Here is a 24,732-nt window from a genome sequence, read left to right as displayed (position 1 = left end):
AAAAACATTTATGCCTATAAATATTGCGAACAATGCCAAACCTAAATTACGATTTTCTGGCAAAAGAACAGGTGTTTCCATCACTTTGCCGATTGGATGGCATCAAGAAAGTAGCGAAGATCCAAATTATGCTACGGATATATATTATCAATCTCTTGCAGAGCCCTACTCACCTTGCGTAACCGTTAAAATCATTGAAATTCCTGAAGCTGAATACCATCAGAATAATTATCAAGAACTATCGGAGATTCTGTTGGCAGAACAGGCACAGTCTAGTTTTTCACAAACCCTAGAGATATTAGAGCAACTAATAGAAAATATTGATGATCATCCTACTCGAATTGATATTTTTAAGATGATTGATGAAGAAACCAAAATGCCAGTAACTCAATATCAAGTAACTATACAATTACCATCTTCTGTATGTGGAATAGTTGCAATCATGAAGACTGAGGATCAAGATTTCTATTTGCCTATTTTTAATGAAGCAGTAAGATCTTTGCGATTGCCATCAAATTAATTCGGTGCGATCGCTTCAAAATTTGCAAGTAGCGATCGCCTACTTACATCACGCATTCTTGCAGCTATAGGTTTTCACTAATTGTATTTGTCAGAACAGCAATTTCGCTAAAAATCTGGCGTAGCCATTTATGGGTGCTTTGATTGGTTGTGCTTTGATGCCAGCGCATGACTACGGAAAAGCCATCAATTTCTAAGGGGCAAGGAAAAACCTTTAAGTTCAAGTCCTTAGCAAAAGCGATCGCAACTCGTTCTGCGAGCGTAGTAATCAAGTCTGTACGCGCAATGATAGAGGGTGCAACCAGAAAATGAGGAATAGAAAGTCTGATATTACGGCTGAGTCCTTGGATGGCAAGGGTATCATCAACTCTCCCAACCATATCTTCTTTAATCGAAATGAGGAGATGGGAAGTTGTGAGATATTCTTCTAACGATAGAGAATCTTGAATTAAGAAATGGTCTTGACGACAGACACAAACAAATCGCTCTTGAAAAAGTAACTGTTCTTGATGCCAAGGGATCTGTTCAGGAAATACACCACAGATCAGATCGACTTTGCCATTATCTAACAAATCAAAAAGCTGCTGCCGATCGCCTGTTCGCACTTGAATTTTAAGATTGGGAGCAACCTGTTCTAATTGCTCTAACAGTGACGGTAATAGCACAAATTCCACATAGTCAGTCATGCCGATCGCAAATACGCGATTGCTAGTCATTGGCTCAAATCCTGCTTCCGATGACAGCGCTATCTGAATCTGTTGCAAAGCAGGTTGAATTTGGTTTGCTAAGGTGATCGCGACAGGTGTGGGTTGTAGTCCTGATTTTGCCCTGATAAACAATCTATCCTTGGTCAAATGCCGCAATCGAGCTAGAGCGTTACTCATCGCTGGTTGGCTCAAGCCAATTCGTTCTCCCGCACGGGTGACATGGCGATCGCGCATCAGCGCATCAAACACTACCAATAGATTGAGGTCAATCTGACTCAAATTAAAATTCATACCATGAATGATTTTTATACAAATTATCCATTGGACAAATGAATGATACTCGATCCACACTTGATGTAAGTAGATATTAGGAGTAACCGTATGAAAATTGCGTTTATTGGCACTGGCAATGTCGGCGCACCCCTAGCCGATCGCTTACAAAAACTCGGTCATCAAGTCTTTATCGCTGCCCGTGATCCACAATCTAAGTCAGTTTTAGAAGCTACTAACCGTAATTCTGAACTGATCGTCAAATCTCCGTTAGAAGCTGTCCAAGAAGCAGAAATTGTATTTTTAGCAACTCCTTTTAATGCGATCGAGACGGCACTTGCTCCTGTGAAATCATTGCTGGATGGCAAGATTTTAGTGGATTGCACTAATCCCGTTGGTGCAAATTTATCGCATGGTTTGCAAAGTCAAACCTCTGGCAGTGAAACTGTTCAAGAATTTATCCCTAATGCCCATGTGGTGAAAGCATTTACTATTTATGGTTTTGAGAACTTTGAAGATAGTACCTATGCTGGCTATGGTGATCTCAAACCTGCAATGTTGATTGCTGGTAACGATCAATCAGCTAAAGAGACAGTAAGTTCTCTCTGTTCCCAATTAGGATGGGAACCAGTAGATACAGGTAAATTATCCATGAGCTTACATTTAGAACATATGACTTTGCTATGGATTCAGATGGCAAGAGTTCAAGGTAAAGGTGCAGGTTTTGTTTGGGCAATGTTGCAGCGCTAGTGATGACTAGCTTCCCAGCCCAATATAGCTGTCTTACGTTCTAATCCCCAGCGATAGCCACCTAATTCACCTGATTCTCTAATCACACGATGACAGGGAATCAGAAAACTAACGGGATTGCTGCCAACAGCATTACCGATCGCTCTAGCAGCATTGGGACGACCAAGTGATCGCCCTAAGCCCTGATAAGTGGTAATTCCGCCAAAGGGTATTCGCAGAAGCGCTCGCCATACTTGAATTTGGAAGTTAGTACCTTTGACATAGAGTGTGAGGGGTGGTTGCTTGGTGGTATTCAAATTAGGAAGATGGCTAAATAGGCAATCGCTAATTGGTTGAGTAATTTGGCGATCGCCAATAATCTCGGCGTTTGCCCATTCCTCTCGCAACATTAATGCGACAGCTTGATCGTCCATTCCATCGAGAAAGTACAAATTACAAATACCTCGCTCTGTCGTAGCAATCAGGCAATCACCAAACATCGTTTCATGGATGCCATAGCAAATCTGTAAACCCGCACCGCCAGTCTTAAACTCTTGTGGTGACATTGCTTCGAGGTTCACAAATAGGTCGTGCAAGCGTCCTGAACTAGATAAACCGATATCTCCTGTCAGTTCCAATAAGTTCTTTGTTTCCGCAATTTTGGACTTAGCATATTCCACCGTCAGGTATTGCAAAAATCGCTTGGGACTAATTCCCGCCCATTTGGTAAACAAGCGCTGAAAGTGATATTCGCTCAAATGTACCTGCTGCGCGATCGCCGCGAGGTCTGGCTGTTGTCGATGGTTCTGCCGAATAAAGGCGATCGCTTTTGCCATCAGTTCATAGGTTGCGCGATCGCCCATATTCTCATCTAGAAATTTGTCCATCGGGGAGTTCATGCTCAGCAATACGAGGATTTACACTCAATTTAGCAATGATTTGATATTTAAGCTAACCGTTTCTTGCGATTCTTGTGATCTCCTAAAATCCTAGTAGACTAGTTAGCTATGCGGTCTCCAAAAGCTCTCTTGTTGGTGGATTAGAATAGATAGTTTTTATGAATGGGAATAGTTTAAACGCGATCGCTGAACCACGTATTGCTCTCCATGACATAACTTGGCAGCAATATCAAACTTTCATTGAGCTTTCATTGAGCTATTTTCTGGACATCAAAACTTCCATCTCACCTATCTCAAAGGCGCAGTAGAAATCGTGACGCTTTCGCCAGAGCATGAAATGCTGAAAACACTGATTACAAGATTGTTGTCCGTCTATTATTTGGCTGATTTCGAGCAGTCTTTTGTCTTCTTCTATACTCAGTTTTACTGTGAGAGAGACTGGTATCTTTTTGTGCTTAACTTAACTTTTGTATCTTAACTTTTCTTTGTCTACCTACTTACGGGCAAAGCCCACGCTACATCCACTCAAAAAACGTAAATTCTTTAGTATTGCGTAAGTCCTATATAATTTAGAAAAATATGCTATTCATTTGGAATAATACCAAAACACAAAATTTCTACGCTATTTTGTATTTTTAAAACCATTACTGAGTTTGTTTTTTACTCCTAAGTACAGGACAAAAAGTTGCCAAAGTAAGGAGAAAGGGGTTTTATAAAAGATAACCACATCAACCATAAAACCCCTATCAAAGAGATTAACCTATTCCGAGAAATGTTGCAGCAGCATCTGCAATGGAATGCAGCAAGACTCGCATTTGTGTGCACATTCCTGATCGCACTAATACGAGTAAGGACAGTAAACCTAGCCGAAATCGCGACAGGATTTAGCGGCAAAGCCAAAGTTGCATCACATTACAAAAGACTACAAAGATTCTTCCGAGACTTTGAAGTAGACTATGAAAGCATTGCCGTAACCGTCGTCAAAGTAATGCAGATACCCGAACCATGGGTAATCTCAATCGACCGCACCGATTGGCAGTTTGGCAAGACAGTTTTCAATGTGCTGACTCTAGGAGTAGTGCATCATGGAATTGCTTTCCCGTTAGTATGGATAATGCTGGATAAAAAAGGCAACTCTAAAACCCGTGAACGATGTGAATTGTGGAATCGATTTTTAGAAATATTTGGCAGTCGCAAAATCGCCTTTTTGACCGCAGACCGAGAGTTTGTGGGGGAAGAGTGGTTTGACTATTTGCTGTGTGAGCCACGCACCCCATTTAGAATCCGCATTCGTAAAAACACCTTGCTTGACGATGGGCAGAAGCAACTGCGTGCTGAAGTTTGTTTTCAAGACCTCCAGATTGGTGAATTTAGGGTGTTGGGCAAACGTAGGCAAATTTGGGGACATTGGCTTTATATTGCAGCCATGCGTCTAGAGGATGGTGATTTGTTGCTCTTGGCAACTGATCATGCTCCTTATACTGCTATTACTGACTATGCTAAGCGTTGGGCTATTGAGACTTTGTTTGGTTGTTTTAAATCCCGTGGCTTTTGTTTAGAATCCTCTCATCTTCAGGACTCAGAAAGGCTTTCTAAGCTCATTGCCTTGCTTACTCTGGCTTTGTGTTGGTGTTTTTCTTCGGGGTTATGGCAATTCTTACTCAATTCTCTCAAACCTAAAAAGCATGGTCGCTTGCCTAAGAGTATTTTTCGGCTTGGCTTTGATTTCCTTCGTCATATCATCTTTGACCTTCATCTCAATTCTGTTGCCTTCTTTAACTCAATTAAATTTTTGTCCTGTACTTAGGTTTTACTCATAAAAATGTTACTACACTTTCGTGGATTAATATAAAAAGCAGCATGGTGAATTTAAAATAATGATATTACAAAAAACCCCTGATATCCCGATTCAAACTAACTTTCTTTCCTTACCACCCTCTACATCGGTTAAGACAGCGATCAAGATGATGGCAGAAGCGCAAGCAAGCTGTGCAATCGTCATTGAGGAACAAAAGCTATTGGGTATTTTTACTGAACGAGATGTTGTCCGAATCACTACAAATTCTACTTTCGTTGACACTCTGGCGTTATCTGAGTTAATGACCAAAGATGTTGTCACATTGAAAATTTCTGAAGCCAGCGATATCTTTTCGCTATCACGACTCTTTAGCAAAAATAGAATTCGGCATCTTCCTGTTATAGATGAGCAAAATCAGGTTGTGGGAGTTGTTACTCCGCACAGCGTCCGCAATATCCTCAAGCCAGAATATTTACTGCGTTATGTTCGCGTAATGGAAGTAATGAGCAAACAGGTAATCCATGGATTGCCCTCCGACTCTATCCTTATTATTGCTCAACAAATGGCAATCCATCGAGTCAGTTGTATTGTCATTGTCGATCCTCAAACCTTATACCCCATAGGTATTCTCACTGAGAGAGATGTTGTCAAGTTTCATCACATGAACTTAGATTTTACTCAAGTTTCTGCTCAAGAAGTGATGAGTACACCTTTGTCGACCATGTGTCCAGAAGACTCCCTTTGGAGCGTTCATCAACGAATGCAGGCTTTAAATGTCCGTAGATTAGTCATTCAGCAATCAACTGGTGAATTAGCTGGAATTGTGACTCAAACTCAAATGCTAAAAATACTTGATCCGACCGAAATGTATCATGTTATGGTGCAAATGCAGGAGATCATCGAGCAACAGACGAAGGAATTACATCAACTCAATCAGAGATTAAAAATTGTAAATGGCGAACTGGAAAAGTTGTCAACGATAGATGAACTTACGCAAATTGATAACCGTCGCCGATTTAATGAATTTCTTGCCCATGAATGGCAACGTCTCTCATATCTCGTCAAACCCTTATCTCTAATTTTGTGCGATGTGGATTATTTTAAGCGCTACAACGATACATATGGTCATGTGGCTGGAGATGAATGCTTAATCAAAATTGCGAAGGCTATTAGAGCCGCAACTAGACAAACTTCAGATTTAGTAGCTCGTTATGGCGGCGAAGAGTTTGCTGTGGTTCTACCCAATACCGATAGTGACGGGGCTGAAAGGGTATCTAAAAATATTCTTACACAAGTTCAAAGTCTGCAAATCCCCCATGCTTCTTCTGAAATAATGAGCTTCGTCACTATGAGCATGGGAACCGTTACGGTAATTCCTAATTCAAGTAATTCACCAGAAATGTCATTACAAATTGCAGATGAGCTTCTTTATCAATCCAAGCAACAAGGACGAAATACTTACAACTTCAGACTTATATCGTAGCAAATTTATCCATATACTCCTTTTCCCGAATTAGGATCTGATGTTACGTGGAAGGATTTATTGCCATGGCCTATGTTTGAGGCTAGCAATAGGGAGCAGCCTCTACAGTAACCTTTAAATTTTGAGATAAGGGTAATCCCGTTGTTGTCCTGCTGTGCTAGCAGCAAGAAAGTTATGTCCTGCTTTCCTCCATCTAACTCACCTTCAAGGAACATTAGAAATAAGTAGATGAGCATATTAAAACCCAAAAAGCTGTAGCGCACGCGATGCGTGCGCTACAGCTTTTTGGGTTTTAACAATCTAAAGTATGTTCTAATTCCCAAGAACTAATGCGAGTGCTGTAATCATTCCATTCGCGTTGCTTTAACTTGATATAGGATTGCACGAATTCTGAGCCTAACGCATCGGGCAAAATCGTATTTGCTTGCAAACATCGCAGCGCATCTAAAAGATTTGCTGGCAACTGTTTCACTGTGCCAAAGGGAAGTGGATCGGTGTAGGAATTATTGTCATAGCGTTGACCTGCTTCGCGTTGGTGTTTGATACCATCGAGACCACTGGCGATAATTGCCGCAGGGAGGAGATAGGGATTAGCGGCTCCATCGGCGAGGCGGAACTCAAAGCGACCTGCTTCGGGAATGCGGATCATGTGGGTGCGATTGTTACCTGTGTAGCTGATCGTATTGGGCGACCATGTTGCGCCAGAATTAGTAACGGGCGCATTAATCCGCTTGTAGGAATTGACGGTGGGGTTAGTCAAAGCACAAACTGCTTCTGCGGAATGCAATACGCCACCGATAAATTGATAGGCTAAGCTCGATAGACCGAGTTCTCCTTTTGCGTCATCAAAGAGATTTGTATTTCCTTCTAAATCCCAAATGGAGAGATGGGTATGACAGCCGTTGCCTGTTAGGTGAGGGAATGGTTTGGGCATAAAGGTGGCGCGGAAGCCGTGCTTTTCGGCGATCGCTTTGACCATATATTTAAAAAAGGCATGGCGATCGGCTGTGACCAGAGCATCGGCATAAGTCCAGTTCATCTCGAATTGACCATTTGCATCTTCATGATCGTTCTGATAGGCTCCCCATCCCATCGCTAACATCGCATCGCAGATTTCCGCAATGATATCGAAGCGGCGCATCAGGGCTTGTTGGTCGTAGCAGGGCTTGCTAGCGCGATCGCTTAAATCAGAAATATCCGTACCATCCGCAGAGAGCAGAAAATATTCGCATTCCACACCAGTTTTGACGCGATAGCCGAGGGATTCAGCTTGTCTCAGGGCTTGCTTGAGAACATAACGTGGGGCTTGTTTGACGGGTTCACCATTCATGTAGAGGTCGGCGGGCATCCAGCCAATTTCGGGTTGCCAAGGTAAAGGAAAAAGACTATGGCGATCGGGAATAGCGAAGAGGTCAGGATCGGCGGGTGTCATGTCGAGCCATGTGGCGAATCCTGCAAATCCTGCGCCATTGGCTTCCATCGAGTCGATCGCTGCGGTTGGCACTAATTTAGCCCGTTGCACGCCAAAGAGGTCAGTGAAGGAAATGAGAAAGTAGCGAATCCCTTTTTCTTGAGCAATTTCCGATAGAGCCTTAGTCATAATCCCGTAATCACAATGTTTATCTCTCAGCAAACGGGATTATCGCGCAAATTAAAATGCAGTCTCGTATCAATCTTGTCAATATTTACCAAACCTTTATTTACCAAGTCTTTGCCACAAAACTCTGATCGTTGACGATCGCTACCGTATCTCCTGAAGGTTTAATCAGAAATAGACCTTCCTGTGTAGCATATTCATCGGCTCTCTCATCCACCTTAATACCAGCGATCGCGCCATAGAGTTTATAACTTTGATACTTAGGCAGAGCCTGTTTAAAACGATCTAAAGTGATTAAAAATCGCTTCACATCACGAACTTCTAAATGAGACTTGACCTCAATCGCTACCACTTCATTCGTATTTTCGGCGAGAACATCAATTTCGATAGAACCATTTTCATCCTGAGCTTCCACTCGCAAGGCTGTAAAATGCACTTCAATCCCCTTCTCGCGAAACATCCGCACTGCCGCAGGTCTAACTAAATTTTCGACAAACTCACCCCAGCGACTCGTAATCCCACCGACTTGCTTATTTGTCTGCGCGACAATTTTTTTGAGTTCAGCCATTTCTTGAGCAGAAGTTTGTCTGTATTCTTGTAAAGATTCTTGTAAAGCTTGTTGCTGTTCTTTACGTTGGCGCTCACTTTCACGAAATAACTCGAAAATATCATTTATAGTTACAGGGCGTTGAGACATAGTTTTTAGCGATCACATTAGATGTTAATAATGATTATAAACTCTTCCAAAACTCAAAAGATGAGCAGTGCTGCCACTCATCTTTTCTAATAGCGTAAACTGTAAATAGCGATCGCTGGATGAGTAAAGCTAGGAGATATGCAGATGACCAACCTATTACGAATCTCACAGATTGAAACCTTAGCGCGACAAAGCACAGTCCTCAATGAAATCGGTTGGCAACAATTTGAATCTATTCTCCAAGAACTCGGTAACAAGCGCAGATCCAGAATTGCTTATTTAAACGGTGTATTAGAAATTGCTTTGCCACTACCTGAAAGCGAAAGAATTAAAGTTTTGATTAGAGATTTTGTACAAGTCCTGATGGACGAAATGGAAATCGATTTTGAAGGGTTTGGCTCCACGACCTTCAAGCGTGTTGACAAACTTGCAGGACTAGAACCAGATGACTGTTTCTACATTCAAAACAATGTTGCTATGCGTGGTATTCGCAAACTAGACATGACCATCGATCCGCCACCCGATCTAGCGATCGAGGTGGATGTAACTTCCAAAACTAAGTTTGATGTTTACCGCATCCTTGGCGTACCTGAACTCTGGCTATACGATCAGAGCTTGAAAATTTATATTTTGCGAGATGGTGAATATGTCGAATCGGAATTAAGCCCTATTTTTGGAGATATTCCGATCCGCGATGTCATACTACAGTTTTTAGAGATGAGTCTTAGCCAAGGACGCAGTAAAGCGATGAAGGCTTTTCGGTTATGGATGCAAGAGAACTTATCCAAATAGATTCTTAGCGACTTAGCAATTCCCCAACTGCTTGACGAATAAACTTTTCATCTTCAGGATTTTGATAGGGATTGCCAGCACGATGTCCCCAAATTGAAGGGATGGGAAGGTATGAACTATGGCTGATTAGAGCCGCCTCGCGATCGCAATCTTCGGGGGTAAAATACAAATCCGTAGTGCTGGGCATGACTAGAGTTTTCGCTTGAATCGATCGCATGGCAAGTTCATAATCATTTTGATAAACAGGATTATTGCTGACATCGCACCTGAGCCAAGTATCAAGCATCGCCATCAAATTTCGCGGATCGCGCTTACGATAGCCCGCTTCCCAACCACGCAAGAGATAATCTTCGAGAGATTCATAACCGAATTGATAATACAAACCTTCACGATAAAAGGCTTGGGATGCTGCCCAACTAGCGTAAATTCTGGCAAAGGTGCGAAATCCGCGATCGGGAATACCATCAAAACTAGTTCCATTCCAAGTTGGATCACCAGTGAGAGAGTAGCGCAAACTCTCTAAGAAAATGCGATTGTGATCGGTGGTTTTCGCAGTGCCGCAAATTGCGGCGATACGTTCCACGCGATCGCTACACAATGCACCCCAATGATAGGCTTGCTGAGCGCCCATCGACCAGCCGTAAACTAGGGCTAAGCGTTCAATCCCAAAGACTTCACGTAGTAATAGCTCTTGAGCCGTGACATTATCTAGATGTGTAAACCAGAAACCCTGTTCAGCTAATCCACATTCTGCACAATTGCTCGGCGAACTCGATAGCCCATTCCCAAACATATTGATGATAATTACGAACCATTTTGTCGGATCGAGAATGCCATCAGGTTTCACTAACCATTCAATATCAGGATGTTGCGCTCCGTAGGAGGTGGGATAGAGAATCACATTCGAGAGATCGCCATTTAGTTCGCCGTAGGTCTGGTAAACCAGTTGCGCTTGTGGCAAAGTTGCACCACACTGAAGCTGAAAGTTCTTAATCGTAAAAGTATTCATGCTACTGAATTCTCAGGCTTCGCGTCAAAATTAGCGATGATTTGGCGATGGACGTTGATGTAGCCATTTTCGACACATTCAAAATGAGAACTTAGTTTTGCATGGGCTGCGCCTAATTGATGGAAGGGAATGGAAGCATAGAGATGATGCTCGGCATGGTAGGAGATATTCCAAATTATGAAGCGTAAGGGTGCAAGGGTAAGGGTGGTGCGGGTATTAGCAAGCATATTGTCGGTATTGGGGCGATCGGTATGCTCCGCTAGTAGCAAAAATCGCAAAATTGGCTGACCGACTGCGAGGGGTAGCAGCCAATAGGTGATAAACCAAGGCTGTTGGAAATATACAGAAATAGCGATCGCCACCGCATAAACCAATAGCTGTAAACGGTTAGAGCGAATCACTTCGGCGTGGGAGCTTTCAGGGATAAATGGACAGTTCTCTAAGTTTCCGATCGCTGTTAGGAAATGTCTCTTAAACTTACCAATCCACCAAGTAATCCCGCTAATTTCGATGATGTATTCTTTGAGATTGGTCGGTTTGCGATCACTTAATTCAGGATCTTTATCCAAGATTTGGGTATAGCGATGATGCCACTTGTGATAGAGCCGATAGAAGGTACTGTTATAAAAAGAGAGAAGTCCTGCAAACCAACAAAGAACATCATTGGCTTGATTATTTGTAAACACGGTACGGTGGGAAGCCTCATGCAATGGCGCAAACATAATCGCAAAGCTAAATCCGTAAAGAATTAACGCAGGTAAAGCAATGTACCAGCGATCGCTAAGATTTCCCATATTTGCACCCCAGAGATAGCCGCTAATCGCCATCACCGCTAAATGTCCTAATAATTGCAAGGTTCCTTTTAAATTTGACTTGGCATTTAAAACGCTTAATTCTTGAGGAGAGAGAATTTGTGTGGGTTTAAGATCGCTTGAAAACATGACTAAAAACTTAATATTTGCTGATGGTTTGGCGCTTGGCTTTATGTATTCACTGGTGCTACGCAGAAGTTTCTACAGCCCTCACCCCTAGCCCCTCTCCCGCAGGAGAGGGGAACAAGAAAATTATGGTTTTGCTCCTCTTCTCCTGCGGGAGAAGGGGTTGGGGGATGAGGGTTCCACGTAACATCAGATACTCATAAGTATGTTGCTAAAGCATTTCTCAAGAAGTCAAAGTTAATACAAACCCGATCGCTTTAAATCTCTGTTAGCGTAAAGTAAGCCTTGCCCAGTTTTCTACCAGTTTTCTAAGTAAATTCTATGCTCCTACATTTATCCACATGGCAAGAAGTTGAAGCCTACTTGCAGCGATCGCAGGCGGTAATTATTCCCATCGGTTCCACGGAGCAGCATGGTCCCACGGGATTAATTGGCACGGATTTTATTTGTGCCGAAGCGATCGCCCGTGCCGTTGGTGAAAAAGCCGATGCTCTGGTGACTTCGACCCTGACTTTAGGCATGGCGGAGCATCACACAGGTTTTGCAGGGACGATTAGCCTTAAGCCTTCGACGCTGACCTTAGTCATTCATGATGTGGTGCGATCGCTTGCCAAGCATGGATTCAAACGCTTCTTCTTTCTCAATGGGCATGGTGGCAATATCGCCATTCTTAAAACTGCTTTCACTGAGATTTATAACGAACTGCCTGATGTGCGCTGTCGCCTTGGCAACTGGTGGGCAAGTGGTGAAATTTATAAACTCGTCAAAGAGCTTTATGGCAATCAGGAAGGCTACCACGCTACACCTAGTGAAATTGCAGTGACAATGTATCTCTATCCCGACGCGATTAAAACAGCCCCACTGAGTGCATCAGTCAATAAAGATAGTCGCATCTATAGCCCCGAAGAATTTCGCAAACGTTATCCCGATGGACGGATGGGTTCAAATCCTGCCCTCGCTACTGTGGAACATGGGCAACAACTTTTTGAACTTTCCGTCAAGGAACTAGTCAGTCAGTACAACGATTTTCTTGCTGAAGTTTAATGCTAAGCAAAATAGCCAGTCTTCGCCCTAAATTAACGATTTTGGTGCAAGATTAAGTCATTTGCAGCAAAGCACAAACTCAACAATCGTTGTATGCTGTCAGCTTAAACATCAAAAGTACTTGCATCTCTGCATCATGCTTGATCGAGCAACGATAACCGTAGCCATTTCTCTATGCCCTGAAGAGGCAGTTTGTTATTTAGCAAGGGTGTACACTACCTTAGTTATTTTCAATCCGCCTGAATTTCTCAAAACTTCTATGGAAAGTAGAGTCTTGATTCATTCCCTTGGATTTCCTGACCATCCCGACTCAGCCCATACCTGTCGGCAACTGATGGATGAGTTTGGCTTCGATACTGATACTTTCCCTGCTTGTGCAATTCAAGGACTAGCGACAATCGATTCGATATTTCCCTGCGATCGCGATAACTTGGCAGTAGATTTTGAACTCGATCGCCATCTGGACATTGCCCCCACAAGTCTTATCGATATCCAATCAAGGGTACAAGACCAAGGACAGGAAGCATGGTTAGTACAGCTAAAGGACACTTACTTTTTGCAAGAGCCTATTTATGATGTTTTGCCGCCAATGCACATCGCTACAGGAGATGTTTGGCTACCGCAGCATCAGTCACATTTAGAAGATTTCCAGAATGCGCTCAATCGAGATATTCTCCGCAGTAAGGTTTAAGAATATAACAAAGGCATCGCGAAGCGATGCCTTTGTTAGTTTAGGGAATAAGAAAAGATTGAATTTTACTACCGCCTTCTATACCAAAGAAATTGCTAGCAAAAATCAAACGTTTCTTTTCAGATTTATCGGCTACAGCACTAATAACAGGTGGATAGTCATTACTGCTATTTATCAAAGAGGGAGTTCGCCATACTAATTTGCCAGTTTTATCGTCAAAGGCTCCTAACCAGCTATTTCTAGCAGAATCAGAAAAGTCTAGCGTCTCATCTTTGGGTTCTAGCGCCTCTATATAAATCCGACCATCTGCCCAAATTAAAGGTTGAAACGCCGCATAATAGCCAAGTGGTGCTGAAAATCTGCGTAAGAATTTGCCAGTTTCTTTGTCTAACACCAAAAAATTACCACCAACGTTATTTTTTGACTCCCAGACCAAAACTTCGCGATCGCTAACAGCTTTAGTTTGACCATTAGTTTCGTCAGTCATGACATACGACCATTTTTCTTTGCCAGTTTTGAGATCGATTGCACGGAGTCTTCCTGAAGATTGCATCTTGCTATGATCGAAACCCGAGGTATAGTAGAAAAGTGTATCTCCTAAAACATCGGCTGATCGTAAGTCTGAGCTATCAGATTTTCTCGGAGCTTCCCAAGTCCACATCACTTTACCTGATGTAACATCCATCCCTGTAAATTGTTCCATCAAGCCTGTGTTTGTTTTGTGACGAGAAGGTAAAAAAAGAATTCCATTCTGTACCACTGGCTCGATTGATGAAATACCACCAATCAATCCATTTTTAGGAAGTTGATATGACCAAATAGTTTTATCTTTAGTGATGCCAAATACTTTTGTTTGATATTCTGTGCGACTAAGGTCACTTTTATCGAGTGGTATAGAATCACCATATACTAAGATATCCTGATGTAGCCCCATCAAGCGATCGCGACTACCACTACTATTGATATTTGCATAATTAAAAGACGTTTTAAGAGAACCAGTTTTAAGATTAAATCCCGTAACGCCATCGTCATGACTGACATAAATAGTTTCATTCTCTAAAATTAACTGGCGACTACCAAGATCCTGACGAAATGGCAATTTCTGCTGCCATTGCACTTTTCCTGACGCAGTATTAATTGCAAATAAAGTTGCTGAACGATCTTTTGGCTCTACACTATCCTTCACATCCTCAATCACAAATACCTGCTCACCATTCGTAATCAGTTGGGTGCTCGCTTTTAAATCAGCCGTCCATTCAGGCTGAATGATTACTTCAGGATTATTTGCATGGGCGGCAAGATGCAAGCCTAGCAGCAGTAATAAGGAAATTAGAAAGTATTTCCCAAAGTTGATTAACTTTCGCAAATCAGTTAGTTTGGATTTTGTGAGTATTAAGTTCATAAGGGCGATCGCTATATTTTTCAAGCAATTTCAAGAGTAAAGTTTAGAAGTCAATGTCTTTGTTGTTTTAGGGAATAAGAAAAGATTGAACTTTACTACTGCCTTCTGTTCTCAGGAAATTGCTAGCAAAAATCAAACGCTTTTTCTCAGGGTTATCGGCTACAGCACTCACTACGGGTGGATAATAAATATGGCTATTCATCAAAGTAGGAGTTCGCCAGACTAATTTGCCAGTTTTATCGTCAAAGGCACTGATCCAACTATTGTTATCAGCAGAACCATAAAAGCCCAAGGTCACATTTTTGATTTCCATATCATCTATATAAACCCGTCCATCTGCCCAAGTTAAATGTTGAGGTTCTTTCTCATAGGTACGGGTCACTGTAAATCTGCGTAAGAATCTGCCCGTTTCCTTGTCTAACACCACAAAATTACCACCAGAGTTACCTTTTGATTGCCAGACCAATACTTCGCGATCACTAACGGCTTTAACTTTACCAGTGATGGTGTATGACCATTTCTCTTTACCAGTTTGCAGATCGATCGCACGGATACGACCTAATGGCTGCGTCTTAGAAAAACCGAAGACCGAAGTATAGATTGTATCTCCCAAAACATCGGCATCCCATAAGGCATTAGGATCTCGCGATGAAGTTTCCCAAGCCCATAAAACTTTCCCTGATCGCACATCCATCACTGTAAATTGTTCAAGACGACCTTTGGACGTGTCATGAAAGGAAGGCAAAAATAAAGTTCCATTCTGCATCACTGGCTGAATTGCCGAAATGCCAATTAATCCGTTAGTCTTAGGAAGCTGATATGACCAAAGCGGCTTCTCTTTATTGATAGCAAATATTTTTGTTTGATAGCTGGTGCGCCCAGAATTATTCCGATCAATTGGGATAGAATCACCATATACGGCGATATCTTGTGATATTCCCAGCGTGCGATCGCGGATACCGTCGCGATCATCTTCTGGATACTTGAGCGATATTTTCGGAGAACCAGTCTCAAGATCAAAGCCTACAATGCCATTAGCATGACTAGCATAAATAGTTCCATTGTCTAGAATTAACTGGTGACGAGCAATTGCCTGAGATGGGGGGAGTTTTTGCTTCCATAGAATTTTTCCTGAAGTAATATCAAGGGCAACCAGTTCTGAGGGAATCCCCTCACCAATCTTCAGCTCATTGAACTTCAGTTGATTGATGATAAATAATTGCTTATCAGTAGCAATGGGTTTCGCACTTGCTTGTAAATTATTAGCAGTCCATTCAGGCTGAATGATGACTTCAGAGTTATTGGCATTGGCTGCAAGATGTAAACCTAGCAGGAGTACCAAGGAAATCAGAAAGTATTTCCCAAAATTGATCAGTTTTTGAGAATAGGGCAATTTCAGTTTTGATGGAATGACTTTCATAACGGCGATCGCGAGATTTATATTTAAGAAGCTAAACGTGAGAATACACCTTTTGTTTTTACCTTAAATTCACAAACAATAGTAATTATTAAAGTTAAATCAAAATTAAACCTTTGCAGACATCTATGTTTGGTAGATTTGATGTTGCAACAGAAGTATTAATAAATACATTTTTATATTTTTTATAGCAAACCCCTTTAAATAATTTACATATAGGAGCGGTTCATAGTTATGAGCAATAATCCCAGCCGTGTTGTTGTGATCGGAGTTGCAGGTGATTCTGGTTGTGGAAAATCCACATTTTTAGGAAGACTCAAGGATCTGTTTGGCGAAGAATTTATGACTGTGATCTGTCTAGATGACTATCACAGCCTCGATCGCAAACAACGCAAGGAAACAGGGATTACTGCCCTTGATCCGCGAGCTAACAATTTTGACTTGATGTATGAACAGGTGAAAGCGCTCAAAGAGGGGAAATCGGTATGGAAACCCATTTACAACCATGAGACAGGACTAATCGATCCACCTGAGTTGATTGCACCAAACAAAGTCGTGGTAATCGAAGGTTTGCATCCGCTCTATGACAAGCGTGTTCGCGATTTAATCGATTTCAGTATCTATCTAGATCTCAGCGATGAAGTCAAAGTTGCTTGGAAAATTCAACGGGACATGGCGGAGCGTGGTCATACCCTTGCCGATGTGACACAGGCGATCGCAGCTCGTCGTCCAGATTTTGATGCCTATATCGATCCCCAAAAAGCTCATGCCGATGTGGTGATCCAGATACTGCCTACCAATCTGATTGCCAATGATAGCGATCGCAAAGTGTTGCGGGTACGTCTGATCCAGCGTAACGATGTGGAAGGTTTGCAACCAGCCTATTTATTTGATGAAGGCTCGACCATTTCTTGGATTCCTTGCGGCACAAAACTGACTTGTTCCTACCCCGGCATCAAGCTATTTTCGGGACCCGATAGTTGGCTCGGTCAACCCGCAAGTGTCTTGGAAATCGATGGACAATTCGATCGCCTTGAGGAAGTGGTATATATCGAAAATCATCTCAGCAGCTTGGATACCAAGTACTACGGTGAGTTGACAGAGCTTCTACGCAAACATCCTGACTATCCCGGTTCTAATAATGGTACTGGACTCTTGCAGGTCATCGTCGGCTTGAAGATGCGAGCAACCTTTGAACGTCTCACCCAACAAACTGAACAGCATCTCGTTGCTGCCTAAATTCGGCATTTCGCAAATTAGAGAGGACGCTTTGCGTTCTCTCTAATTTGCTAAGTAGGTGGGTGAATATAAAACCCAAAAGCCTGTGGCGCACGCTGCGCGTGCGCCACAGGCTTTTGGGTCTGTTTTTTATTACTTAACAAAGGGGCTACTAAACCAACTTCCTTGATCATCGTGATGCTCAAATAGGACAAGTCGCCGACATAAATTGATTGCTTCTGAGGTAAGGACATAGGGGCTAGTGAGATATTTCTGTATTGCTTGTCGATCGCGATCGCGGAGAGTTGCTAAACGCATCTGGAGATCTACTTGTAAGACATGATTGAGAGTTTCCATTTGTATGGGTGGATCTTGCCATTGTAAACAGCCGTACAACAGCGAGAACAAGTAGGGAAGATGACCATAACTAGCAATACATAAGCGATCAAGGGTTTCGATGTTCTCAAAAATTTCGTTCACTTGCTCTAATCTTTTTTCAGGCGAAAGATGGGGGAACATCCTTATTAAAACAACTTGGCGCAACAGATTTAAACTTTGAGGTTTAACCGCACCTTGGCGATCGCACAGCGTTAAATTTGGTAAAACAATCGGCATATTACCCTTCAGTCTTTGCTGAAAGCGTTGTAACTGATCCTCTTCGGGGGGATTTGCAAGTAACGGCAAGGTGTAAATGGTATGACATTGAAATTGCCGTAAATATTTGCCACCGTCCCCAAAAATTATTTCAATCTGCTCAAGGGTCAAGCGATCGAGATTATCAATCAAAATTACCAGTCCTTTTTTCCCAAGCTGCTTCAAGCGATCTATCTCTATCGCCGTTACCTCCTCTCCTGCGGCAAGAAGTGAATTTTTTAGCCTTGCTTCTAAGTGATGTCGCAGTTGACGACGATGTTGATCATTATCTTGCAGGGTTTGCAAAATTCTTTGTAAGCGTGGCGCATAGGTAGAAATCCCAATGGGTTCAGGCATTCTCAGCCATTGTTCAATCTCAACGATCGCATTGGGCAAATAGGCAACCGATAGGGAATCCCCTTTTTTTTCCAACTGTTGCAAAATCAAAGTCAATATAAATAGCCAAATTTCCGTTAGCCCCACATCATCAATTTGGAGATATTCATCCGCCGCACAGTAAATGACGGCAAAGCCCTGCTGCTCTAATCCTGCTTTTAAGCGCAGTAATTCTGTAGTTTTGCCACTACCAACATGTCCTGATAGTAACTGAAAGGTAGGTTTGTTGGGCGACAAGATAATCGTTCGCCGCAAGCGTTTCACGACATCTTCACCCCGTCCCTCCGCCAAATCCACGTAATACACCTCGTCTTGGGAAAAGAGGGCAAAGCTAGGATTACAAGCAGGCAGAGATTCGAGATTTGACATGATGCAGAAATAATAGTGGAAAACAAAGCATTAAAGCATTTAAGTATCTTGTTTTTCGTAACACAAAATTAAAGTATCAGGCTGCCATCGGTAACATCGAAGTTGATGCACTCGCAAAGTGAGTGCATCAACTTCGATGTTACCGATCTACTTAAACAAATATTCGATCGCACAAACGCGACACATTTGCCAACGCGATATTTCACCTGTCAATGCAGGGCGATCGCATCGCGGACATTTAGGCATCTGATTGGTTCTCAGTTTCATCACTTCCTGCCAACGCTGAAAAGCTTCACTAGCAGTTTCAGGAGGTTTGGGGATGTTTTCTAGCTTCTGACCTTTTAGCTTTTTGGTAACTAGTTCTGGCGCGATCGCAGGCAAATAACTGGGATGATCTGCTGCTACTACCCTTTGCTCTTTCAAGGTTTGCTGCTGTGTTGCCCATTTTGCCGTCGAGAAATGTATATCCGCGATCGCCAAACTATTGCTACTACCTAACAAAGCATTAATTTTCGCTAAAAGGCGTACTCGCTCAAAAGTAAGCGCTTGCGACCATACAGGACTAGATACCGCTACCTGCAAAGACTTTTGATAGACCCCAATCGGACAGGTTTGCTTGGCTACTGACTCGCCGACGATTTCTGCCCATTTCTCAACAATCAGCAAATATTGACAGCGCTGCTGCCAACTTGTGCGCGACTGAATGTCATGCAAAATATTGGGTAATCCTGTTAGGGGCATGATCGGCAACCAAACACAATTTTTGCTGTAGATGAAGCATCACTAAATACTAAAACTAAAAATGGCATAGCCATATTTAGTTTTAAAAACCTTACTGGATTTGGGTTTTAACTCACAAAATCGTGCTAACACTTCTGTGAATTGGTATAAGCATCACCAGTCTTAAGATTAGCACTTTTATAAATAGCGATGCGGAACAAAAACAGTCTGGTGGCTGGAAAACAGCGCTAATATTTAGGCAGAACATTATATGAGGATTTTCTATGTTTGGAGGCTTATTTAAATCGCGATCGCCAAATAGCGATCGTGTACCCAGAGGACAGAGGCTAACCAATGGCTTTCCGATCATGACCTATGGAGATACGCCAGAAATCAAACGTCAAGATTGGCAATTTCGGGTCTGGGGACTCGCCACTGAGAAAACCTTCACATGGGATGACTTTATGGCGATGCCGCAGACTGAATTTACAGCGGATTTCCATTGTGTCACCACATGGTCAAAGCTAGATGTAAAATGGAAAGGAGTCAAAGTCACTGACTTCTTGAAATATATTGAAGTTGCTCCTCAAGCGGTACATCTCATGGAACATTGCTACGGTGGATATACTACCAATATTGCGATGGAAGACTTTGTAAGAGAAGAGAATTTCTTTGCCCATACGCTCTTCGATCAACAATTGCCCATCGATAATGGGGGGCCAATGCGCCTAGTTGTTCCCCATCTTTATGCTTGGAAAAGTGCCAAATGGATTAATGGTCTAGAATTTCTCGATAAAATGCAGCTTGGTTTCTGGGAACGCAACGGCTATCACCATCGAGGTGAACCCTTTGCGGAAGAAAGATATAGCTCGTTTTAACTACATCCAGCAAAGTATTGCGATGTAACATTTTGCTGGAATGAATATCGGTGATCGCGATCACACATATTTAGTAATCACAATTACGCAACAATTAAGGCTTGCATCACGTCCTAGCTTCAAGAAAAGTCCGATACTAAGTACATCAAGAGTTAAAGAAGTGAGGAGCAAGGCAATGTCAGTATTTCATTTTGGTAGATTCATTCTCAAGTTCTACGCTGGTTCGATCGCTGTTTTAGTTTTGGCAAATGCGCTTTCTACCCTCTAATCCCTACAGAGCAATGACTATATTTGATGTTCTAGTTTTCTCAGCTAAGTTTTTTATCAGCACGATCGCATTTTTAGTCCTAGCGAATGCTGCCAACAGTTTTTAAGTTGTTCTCCTCTAAAAGTTATTAGCACCTTACTCGATTGCGGGTTGGGTGCTTTTTTATATAGATAATGCGATGACTAGTAGCGATAGAGGACTGGTCTACTTCTAGTTGCCATTCCCAGATTCAGAATAGAGTCCTTCTTTTTTCTTGCTAGTAGGCATCTTTACGATGACTGACACTTAGCAATAATACTATTAACTCTCTGTCTTTAATTTCGTAGATAATGCGATAGTCTCCAACTCTGACACGATAGGTATTGTCATAACCTTTGAGCTTTTTGACTCCGTTAGGACGAGGATCATCAGCTAGAGAGCGTAATGTTACAATCAAGCGATCGCGTTCAATTTTTGTGATGTTATCTAGCTGATTTTGGGCTGGTTTAGGGATAACGATCTGATAGCTCATGCTTGACTTGCCTCGTACTGGTCGAGGGTTAAGTAATCACCTGAGAGATAGGCTGTTTGTGAAGCGAGAATGTTTTCTTTTTCTTCTGTAGTTATTTCCTCTTCTGCATAGCGTGATTTGAGAAACAATACAAAGTCAAGGGTTTCTGCTAATAGTGATTCAGAAATGTTTTCGACTTCTTGAATTAGCTTTTCTTTGGTAGTCATTGTTCTTAGGTGATCTGTTTATCTCTTTATTTTACATGGCATCACGGATTGTCTGAAGCCATCTGAGTGCATTTTGAGTATAGGGATGCTCTGTACCAAGTTTTTGTTTGTAAATGTGGATAGCGCGTTGGATAGATTGCAGGGCTTCGGGATGACATTTAGTATTGTAATAGAGAGCCGCTAAGTTGAATAAACTGGTGGCGACAGAAGGGTGGTCTGCTCCTAGTTGGAGTTCCCCAATTTTGAGTGATCGCTTATAAAGAGGTTCGGCTTCGCTGTACTTCCCTTGCAATTGGTAAAGTAATGCTAGATTGTGGAGGCTGGTGGCAACGGAGGGATGATCTGCTCTTAGTTGACGTTCCCTAATTTCTAGAGATCGCTTATAAAGAGGTTCGGCTTCGCTGTACTTCCCTTGCAATTGGTAAAGTAATGCTAGATTGTTGAGACTTGTGGCGACATCGGGATGGTCTTCTCCTAGTTTTCGTTCCCCGATTTCTAGAGATCGCTTATAAAGCGGTTCGGCTTCGCTGTACTTCCCTTGCAATTGGTAAAGTAATGCTAGATTGTTGAGACCAGCAGCAACATAGGGATGGTCTTCTCCTAGTTGGCGTTCCCATATCGAGAGTGATCGCACATAGAGTGATTCAGCTTCGCTGTACTTCCCTTGTACTCTGTAAAGTGATGCCAGATTGTTGAGGCTTTGGGCAACATCGGGATGGTCTGATCCTAGTTTTTGTTCCCCGATTTCTAGAGATCGCAAATAGAGAGGTTTGGCTTCGCTATATTTCCCTTGCGATTCGTAAAGATTTGCGAGATTGTTTAGACTGATAGCAACATCGGGATGGTCTGATCCTAGTTGCCGTTCTCTGATCGAGAGCGATCGCAAATAGAGAGGTTCGACTTCGCTATATTTCCCTTGCGATTCGTAAAATAATGCGAGATTATTTAGAATGCTGGCAACAGAAGGATGGTCTGATCCTAGTTGGCGCTCGTTGATCGAGAGTGATCGCACTAAAAGTGGTTCGGCTTCGCTGTACCTCCCTTGCGCTCGATAAAGTTGTGCGAGATTGTTTAGACTGTTGGCGACATCGGGATGGTCTGATCCTAGTTGACGCTCGTTGATCGAGAGTGATCGCACTAAAAGTGGTTCGGCTTCGCTGTACTTCCCTTGCACTTGATAAAGTTCTGCAAGATTGTTGAGACTGTTGGCGACATCGGGATGGGTTGATCCCAGTTGGCGTTCCCTAATTTCGAGTGATCGCAGATAGAGAGGTTCAGCTTCGCTATATTTCCCTTGCGCTCGATAAAGTTGTGCAAGACCGTTGATACTGTTGGCGACATGAGGATTTTCTTTTCCTAGTTGGCGTTCCCTGATTTCGAGTGATCGCAGATGGAGAGGTTCAGCTTCGCTGTACTTCCCTTGCGATTGGTAGACCACAGCTAAACTATTCACACTATTTGCGACATCAATATGGTTTTTACCAAGTCGATCCTCTTTAATGGCGATCGCTCGAAGAAATATTTGTTCTGCTTCAACGTACATTCCTTGTAGTCGATATAGTCTTGCTAATGAATGTAAATAATCTGACAGGGTGAGAGAACTACCTTTAGTCGTAGCAATCTTAACGGCTTCTTTGGCAGTGATAATTCCATCTTGATATTTATTCAATTTATCAAATACTTGGGAGATTGTATGGAGATAACTAGCCAAAATCATACTGTTCTCAGGCAGAGCTACCCGCGCTTGCTCGATCGCCTTCTGATACCCCTTAAGCGCCTCACCAAAATAACTTTGAGCCGCCGCAGTTTCACCCTTAGCCAAAGCCGCCTTAGCCTGATCGTGAGTACTTTGCGCTTGGCGATAGGTTGCCTCAAAAATTGGCGCTTGGTTTAACCGACAACTACCAGCAATGAGATTATTTTTTTGGAGTTTATAAATACTGACTAAAGCGAGATTCGTAGCGGATTTGAGCTGATCTTCGACAAATTTTTGAGCCGATGCAAAATGTGGGCGTAAGGATTGCCATTCTGTCACCAGTTCCCAACTCGCAAAAGCAGGAATCTCATCAGCGCGATCGCTCAGCCCCCGCAACCATGCATCCTGCCAACCATCGCGATCGCCATCTTGCCATTGCTCACTCAAAAACTCATGCACCAACCGATGCAAACGGAAAACCCTCCCGCGTTCGACAACTTGTAACAAACTCCTCACTCGCAACGCAATCCTGCCATCGCTGAGATTGCGAATTGGGGCAAAAGTAACGGGAGCAGCGATCGCCGCTTTTTTCCAAAAAGGAAATAGTAATCCCACCAACTGACCGAATGAATCGCAAAACCTTTGCCACCAACCTTTGCGAACGGGCGGCGCTACGGACTGTTGCGGATAGGCTTCCACCACCGCCTCCACCAACTCCCAAGGCAAGGTTATCGGCTCAAACAAACTTAAAACCCGCCCAAGCTGCTGGGCATCGGGAGACAAATTTTGCCAACTCATCGACAGGGAAGCCTGCAAGCCCAGTTTGGCTTTCTGACGAGTATCAAGGCGATCGGGTTTCAGTGCATCACTGGCTAACCCATGCTCTTCCAAAGCCGCGATCGCCTTTGATAATGTGCGATCGGGACTACTCAACCAACTCCCCACCAAAATCAGCGCCAAGGGTAAACATCCCAAGCGATCGCACAGACTCGCCGCAAGCTCAGGATCGTCAATCACTGGTTGCAAGTCTTGATCGTCATCTTCATCATCGTCTTCATCGGGATCTGCCCATTGTCTCAACACCTGCACCGCCGCATCAGTCGTCAATTCCTCAATTTCTAGTACAGTCAAGTTATTACGCAACTGCGAGCGCGAAGTCAGCACAAACCGAAACGGACAGCGAACGCCTAAATTTTTTGGTAAATTTGGTAAATAGGGCGCAACCTGAGTTTGATAGTCCGTCACATCATCAATCACGATGAGAGCTAATCGCTCTGCACCACAAAATTTTTGCCATGCTTGCCAACCTTCCGCCACTTGCGCCTTTAAAGTTCGCTCATACCGTAAATCCCGATCCTCACAAAACCTCGGCTGCATAAAATCCCTGATCTCTTCCCCAAAATGTGCCGCCTCCACAATCCCCACGCCGCCAGTAAAATCATCCAAATGCAATTTGGCATATTGCCAAGCCAGTTCGCTTTTACCCATCCCCGCCATGCCAGTAATTAGCACCATCGGCAATTCTTTCACTTGCTGAGATTGCGCTTGCAACAACCTATGCAACTTATCTAAATCCGCCTCACGCCCCACAAAAATGCTCTCGCCATAAAACTCGCGATCGTCCAGATTGTTATAAAAGCCTTGGTCATGGGTGAATTTTTCCGATTGCAGATCATTTAGGCGATCGGCAATAATTAACTTTTCGACATTTACAACACCACCAGATACCGCAATCCCAATTTTCTCCGCCAGCTTATTCGGCTCATGATGAATCTCTTGGGAAACATTGATATCAGCGTCTCCTCCAACATTCACATGCTCCAGCCCTGTTTGTTTATTGGTCAT

At 42.9% G+C, this 24,732-nt stretch carries 24 protein-coding genes; 11 read left to right on the top strand and 13 right to left on the bottom strand.

The genetic code is table 11. The features are described 5' to 3' along the window. Positions 1 to 10: 10 nt before the first annotated feature. A complete protein-coding gene (locus tag NMG48_RS10940) occupies positions 11 to 520 on the top strand; it encodes a hypothetical protein (RefSeq protein ID WP_271251602.1) in 510 nt (169 codons plus the stop codon). 64 nt (positions 521 to 584) lie between these two features. Here the strand turns inward: NMG48_RS10940 and NMG48_RS10935 are convergent, their stop codons facing one another. Further along, positions 585 to 1,517: a LysR family transcriptional regulator gene (locus NMG48_RS10935; protein ID WP_271251601.1), complete on the bottom strand. Its 933-nt coding sequence runs from the start codon at positions 1,515 to 1,517 to the stop codon at positions 585 to 587. A gap of 90 nt (positions 1,518 to 1,607) precedes the next feature. On the opposite strand from NMG48_RS10935, the gene NMG48_RS10930 reads away from it, so the two are divergent. Further along, positions 1,608 to 2,246 carry an NADPH-dependent F420 reductase gene (locus NMG48_RS10930; RefSeq protein WP_271251600.1) on the top strand — a complete coding sequence of 213 codons (639 nt, stop codon included), beginning with the start codon at positions 1,608 to 1,610 and terminating at the stop codon, positions 2,244 to 2,246. On the opposite strand, the gene NMG48_RS10925 is transcribed toward NMG48_RS10930, so the two are convergent. After that, a complete protein-coding gene (locus tag NMG48_RS10925; RefSeq protein ID WP_271251599.1) occupies positions 2,243 to 3,112 on the bottom strand; it encodes a methylated-DNA--[protein]-cysteine S-methyltransferase in 870 nt (289 codons plus the stop codon). The genes NMG48_RS10930 and NMG48_RS10925 overlap by 4 nt on opposite strands. A gap of 170 nt (positions 3,113 to 3,282) precedes the next feature. On the opposite strand from NMG48_RS10925, the gene NMG48_RS10920 reads away from it, so the two are divergent. The 3 genes from NMG48_RS10920 (at position 3,283) to NMG48_RS10910 (ending at position 6,405) form a co-directional block, all read left to right on the top strand. Further along, positions 3,283 to 3,432: a hypothetical protein gene (locus tag NMG48_RS10920; protein WP_271251598.1), complete on the top strand. Its 150-nt coding sequence runs from the start codon at positions 3,283 to 3,285 to the stop codon at positions 3,430 to 3,432. Positions 3,433 to 3,869: 437 nt separating this feature from the next. Then, the gene (locus NMG48_RS10915) at positions 3,870 to 4,931 is read left to right on the top strand and encodes an IS4 family transposase (protein WP_271255266.1); all 1,062 of its coding nucleotides are present in this window, start codon (positions 3,870 to 3,872) and stop codon (positions 4,929 to 4,931) included. 70 nt (positions 4,932 to 5,001) lie between these two features. Next, positions 5,002 to 6,405, top strand: a complete 1,404-nt coding sequence (locus NMG48_RS10910; RefSeq protein ID WP_271251597.1) for a diguanylate cyclase domain-containing protein — start codon at positions 5,002 to 5,004, stop codon at positions 6,403 to 6,405. Between the two features lie 292 nt (positions 6,406 to 6,697). Here the strand turns inward: NMG48_RS10910 and glnT are convergent, their stop codons facing one another. Next, entirely contained in the window at positions 6,698 to 8,005 is a 1,308-nt protein-coding gene (gene glnT, locus NMG48_RS10905; RefSeq protein WP_271251596.1) for a type III glutamate--ammonia ligase, read from the bottom strand. 100 nt (positions 8,006 to 8,105) lie between these two features. Continuing rightward, positions 8,106 to 8,699 (bottom strand): DUF3782 domain-containing protein, encoded by a 594-nt coding sequence (locus NMG48_RS10900; RefSeq protein WP_271251595.1) that lies wholly within the window; start codon positions 8,697 to 8,699, stop codon positions 8,106 to 8,108. 144 nt (positions 8,700 to 8,843) lie between these two features. On the opposite strand from NMG48_RS10900, the gene NMG48_RS10895 reads away from it, so the two are divergent. Further along, on the top strand, positions 8,844 to 9,491 hold the full coding sequence (locus NMG48_RS10895) for a Uma2 family endonuclease (protein WP_271251594.1): 648 nt from the start codon (positions 8,844 to 8,846) through the stop codon (positions 9,489 to 9,491). 4 nt (positions 9,492 to 9,495) lie between these two features. Here NMG48_RS10895 and NMG48_RS10890 read toward each other — a convergent pair whose 3' ends face one another. Continuing rightward, positions 9,496 to 10,500, bottom strand: a complete 1,005-nt coding sequence (locus NMG48_RS10890) for an alpha/beta fold hydrolase (RefSeq protein ID WP_271251593.1) — start codon at positions 10,498 to 10,500, stop codon at positions 9,496 to 9,498. Then, on the bottom strand, positions 10,497 to 11,441 hold the full coding sequence (locus NMG48_RS10885) for a fatty acid desaturase family protein (protein WP_271251592.1): 945 nt from the start codon (positions 11,439 to 11,441) through the stop codon (positions 10,497 to 10,499). Before NMG48_RS10885 ends, NMG48_RS10890 begins: the two co-directional genes overlap by 4 nt. Before the next feature lie 318 nt (positions 11,442 to 11,759). Between NMG48_RS10885 and NMG48_RS10880 the strand changes: the two genes are divergently transcribed. Together NMG48_RS10880 and NMG48_RS10875 are read left to right on the top strand one after the other, a co-directional pair. Then, positions 11,760 to 12,482: a creatininase family protein gene (locus NMG48_RS10880; RefSeq protein ID WP_271251591.1), complete on the top strand. Its 723-nt coding sequence runs from the start codon at positions 11,760 to 11,762 to the stop codon at positions 12,480 to 12,482. Positions 12,483 to 12,618: 136 nt separating this feature from the next. Beyond that, positions 12,619 to 13,173 (top strand): hypothetical protein, encoded by a 555-nt coding sequence (locus NMG48_RS10875; protein ID WP_271251590.1) that lies wholly within the window; start codon positions 12,619 to 12,621, stop codon positions 13,171 to 13,173. 40 nt (positions 13,174 to 13,213) lie between these two features. Here NMG48_RS10875 and NMG48_RS10870 read toward each other — a convergent pair whose 3' ends face one another. Together NMG48_RS10870 and NMG48_RS10865 are read right to left on the bottom strand one after the other, a co-directional pair. Continuing rightward, positions 13,214 to 14,575 carry an outer membrane protein assembly factor BamB family protein gene (locus NMG48_RS10870; RefSeq protein WP_271251589.1) on the bottom strand — a complete coding sequence of 454 codons (1,362 nt, stop codon included), beginning with the start codon at positions 14,573 to 14,575 and terminating at the stop codon, positions 13,214 to 13,216. 67 nt (positions 14,576 to 14,642) lie between these two features. After that, positions 14,643 to 15,995 (bottom strand): outer membrane protein assembly factor BamB family protein, encoded by a 1,353-nt coding sequence (locus NMG48_RS10865; protein WP_271251588.1) that lies wholly within the window; start codon positions 15,993 to 15,995, stop codon positions 14,643 to 14,645. Positions 15,996 to 16,226: 231 nt separating this feature from the next. Here NMG48_RS10865 and NMG48_RS10860 point away from each other — a divergent pair, with 231 nt between their 5' ends. Beyond that, positions 16,227 to 17,231, top strand: coding sequence for a phosphoribulokinase (locus NMG48_RS10860; RefSeq protein ID WP_271251587.1), 1,005 nt, complete (start codon positions 16,227 to 16,229; stop codon positions 17,229 to 17,231). Between the two features lie 132 nt (positions 17,232 to 17,363). On the opposite strand, the gene NMG48_RS10855 is transcribed toward NMG48_RS10860, so the two are convergent. Together NMG48_RS10855 and NMG48_RS10850 are read right to left on the bottom strand one after the other, a co-directional pair. Further along, complete coding sequence (locus NMG48_RS10855) at positions 17,364 to 18,608, bottom strand: AAA family ATPase (RefSeq protein WP_271251586.1); 1,245 nt, start codon at positions 18,606 to 18,608, stop codon at positions 17,364 to 17,366. Between the two features lie 147 nt (positions 18,609 to 18,755). Further along, positions 18,756 to 19,349, bottom strand: coding sequence for a DUF721 domain-containing protein (locus NMG48_RS10850; protein ID WP_271251585.1), 594 nt, complete (start codon positions 19,347 to 19,349; stop codon positions 18,756 to 18,758). 263 nt (positions 19,350 to 19,612) lie between these two features. Between NMG48_RS10850 and NMG48_RS10845 the strand changes: the two genes are divergently transcribed. Next, positions 19,613 to 20,206, top strand: coding sequence for a sulfite oxidase-like oxidoreductase (locus NMG48_RS10845; RefSeq protein ID WP_271251584.1), 594 nt, complete (start codon positions 19,613 to 19,615; stop codon positions 20,204 to 20,206). Positions 20,207 to 20,246: 40 nt separating this feature from the next. After that, positions 20,247 to 20,474 (top strand): hypothetical protein, encoded by a 228-nt coding sequence (locus NMG48_RS10840; protein WP_271251583.1) that lies wholly within the window; start codon positions 20,247 to 20,249, stop codon positions 20,472 to 20,474. A 256-nt stretch (positions 20,475 to 20,730) separates the two neighbouring features. Here NMG48_RS10840 and NMG48_RS10835 read toward each other — a convergent pair whose 3' ends face one another. The 3 genes from NMG48_RS10835 to NMG48_RS10825 are packed head-to-tail and all read right to left on the bottom strand — an operon-like array spanning position 20,731 to position 24,732. Continuing rightward, a complete protein-coding gene (locus tag NMG48_RS10835; RefSeq protein ID WP_271251582.1) occupies positions 20,731 to 20,985 on the bottom strand; it encodes a type II toxin-antitoxin system RelE family toxin in 255 nt (84 codons plus the stop codon). Then, a complete protein-coding gene (locus NMG48_RS10830) occupies positions 20,982 to 21,191 on the bottom strand; it encodes a hypothetical protein (protein ID WP_271251581.1) in 210 nt (69 codons plus the stop codon). Before NMG48_RS10830 ends, NMG48_RS10835 begins: the two co-directional genes overlap by 4 nt. A 31-nt stretch (positions 21,192 to 21,222) precedes the next feature. Continuing rightward, positions 21,223 to 24,732, bottom strand: coding sequence for a tetratricopeptide repeat protein (locus NMG48_RS10825; protein WP_271251580.1), 3,510 nt, complete (start codon positions 24,730 to 24,732; stop codon positions 21,223 to 21,225).

It is taken from the genome of Pseudanabaena sp. Chao 1811, from assembly GCF_027942295.1.
Lineage (GTDB): Bacteria > Cyanobacteriota > Cyanobacteriia > Pseudanabaenales > Pseudanabaenaceae > Pseudanabaena.
The sequence above is the reverse complement of the archived record's forward strand: the minus strand, read 5'-3'. Positions and strand labels throughout refer to the sequence as shown.

Excerpts from the sequence above, each read along its gene's own strand:
- NMG48_RS10940 (WP_271251602.1), top strand. The coding sequence starts at position 11 with ATGCCTATAAATATTGCGAACAATGCCAAACCTAAATTACGATTTTCT.
- NMG48_RS10935 (WP_271251601.1), bottom strand. The coding sequence starts at position 1,517 with ATGAATTTTAATTTGAGTCAGATTGACCTCAATCTATTGGTAGTGTTT.
- NMG48_RS10930 (WP_271251600.1), top strand. The coding sequence starts at position 1,608 with ATGAAAATTGCGTTTATTGGCACTGGCAATGTCGGCGCACCCCTAGCC.
- NMG48_RS10925 (WP_271251599.1), bottom strand. The coding sequence starts at position 3,112 with ATGGACAAATTTCTAGATGAGAATATGGGCGATCGCGCAACCTATGAA.
- NMG48_RS10920 (WP_271251598.1), top strand. The coding sequence starts at position 3,283 with ATGAATGGGAATAGTTTAAACGCGATCGCTGAACCACGTATTGCTCTC.
- NMG48_RS10910 (WP_271251597.1), top strand. The coding sequence starts at position 5,002 with ATGATATTACAAAAAACCCCTGATATCCCGATTCAAACTAACTTTCTT.
- glnT (WP_271251596.1), bottom strand. The coding sequence starts at position 8,005 with ATGACTAAGGCTCTATCGGAAATTGCTCAAGAAAAAGGGATTCGCTAC.
- NMG48_RS10900 (WP_271251595.1), bottom strand. The coding sequence starts at position 8,699 with ATGTCTCAACGCCCTGTAACTATAAATGATATTTTCGAGTTATTTCGT.
- NMG48_RS10895 (WP_271251594.1), top strand. The coding sequence starts at position 8,844 with ATGACCAACCTATTACGAATCTCACAGATTGAAACCTTAGCGCGACAA.
- NMG48_RS10890 (WP_271251593.1), bottom strand. The coding sequence starts at position 10,500 with ATGAATACTTTTACGATTAAGAACTTTCAGCTTCAGTGTGGTGCAACT.
- NMG48_RS10885 (WP_271251592.1), bottom strand. The coding sequence starts at position 11,441 with ATGTTTTCAAGCGATCTTAAACCCACACAAATTCTCTCTCCTCAAGAA.
- NMG48_RS10880 (WP_271251591.1), top strand. The coding sequence starts at position 11,760 with ATGCTCCTACATTTATCCACATGGCAAGAAGTTGAAGCCTACTTGCAG.
- NMG48_RS10875 (WP_271251590.1), top strand. The coding sequence starts at position 12,619 with ATGCTTGATCGAGCAACGATAACCGTAGCCATTTCTCTATGCCCTGAA.
- NMG48_RS10870 (WP_271251589.1), bottom strand. The coding sequence starts at position 14,575 with ATGAACTTAATACTCACAAAATCCAAACTAACTGATTTGCGAAAGTTA.
- NMG48_RS10865 (WP_271251588.1), bottom strand. The coding sequence starts at position 15,995 with ATGAAAGTCATTCCATCAAAACTGAAATTGCCCTATTCTCAAAAACTG.
- NMG48_RS10860 (WP_271251587.1), top strand. The coding sequence starts at position 16,227 with ATGAGCAATAATCCCAGCCGTGTTGTTGTGATCGGAGTTGCAGGTGAT.
- NMG48_RS10855 (WP_271251586.1), bottom strand. The coding sequence starts at position 18,608 with ATGTCAAATCTCGAATCTCTGCCTGCTTGTAATCCTAGCTTTGCCCTC.
- NMG48_RS10850 (WP_271251585.1), bottom strand. The coding sequence starts at position 19,349 with ATGCCCCTAACAGGATTACCCAATATTTTGCATGACATTCAGTCGCGC.
- NMG48_RS10845 (WP_271251584.1), top strand. The coding sequence starts at position 19,613 with ATGTTTGGAGGCTTATTTAAATCGCGATCGCCAAATAGCGATCGTGTA.
- NMG48_RS10840 (WP_271251583.1), top strand. The coding sequence starts at position 20,247 with ATGAATATCGGTGATCGCGATCACACATATTTAGTAATCACAATTACG.
- NMG48_RS10835 (WP_271251582.1), bottom strand. The coding sequence starts at position 20,985 with ATGAGCTATCAGATCGTTATCCCTAAACCAGCCCAAAATCAGCTAGAT.
- NMG48_RS10830 (WP_271251581.1), bottom strand. The coding sequence starts at position 21,191 with ATGACTACCAAAGAAAAGCTAATTCAAGAAGTCGAAAACATTTCTGAA.
- NMG48_RS10825 (WP_271251580.1), bottom strand. The coding sequence starts at position 24,732 with ATGACCAATAAACAAACAGGGCTGGAGCATGTGAATGTTGGAGGAGAC.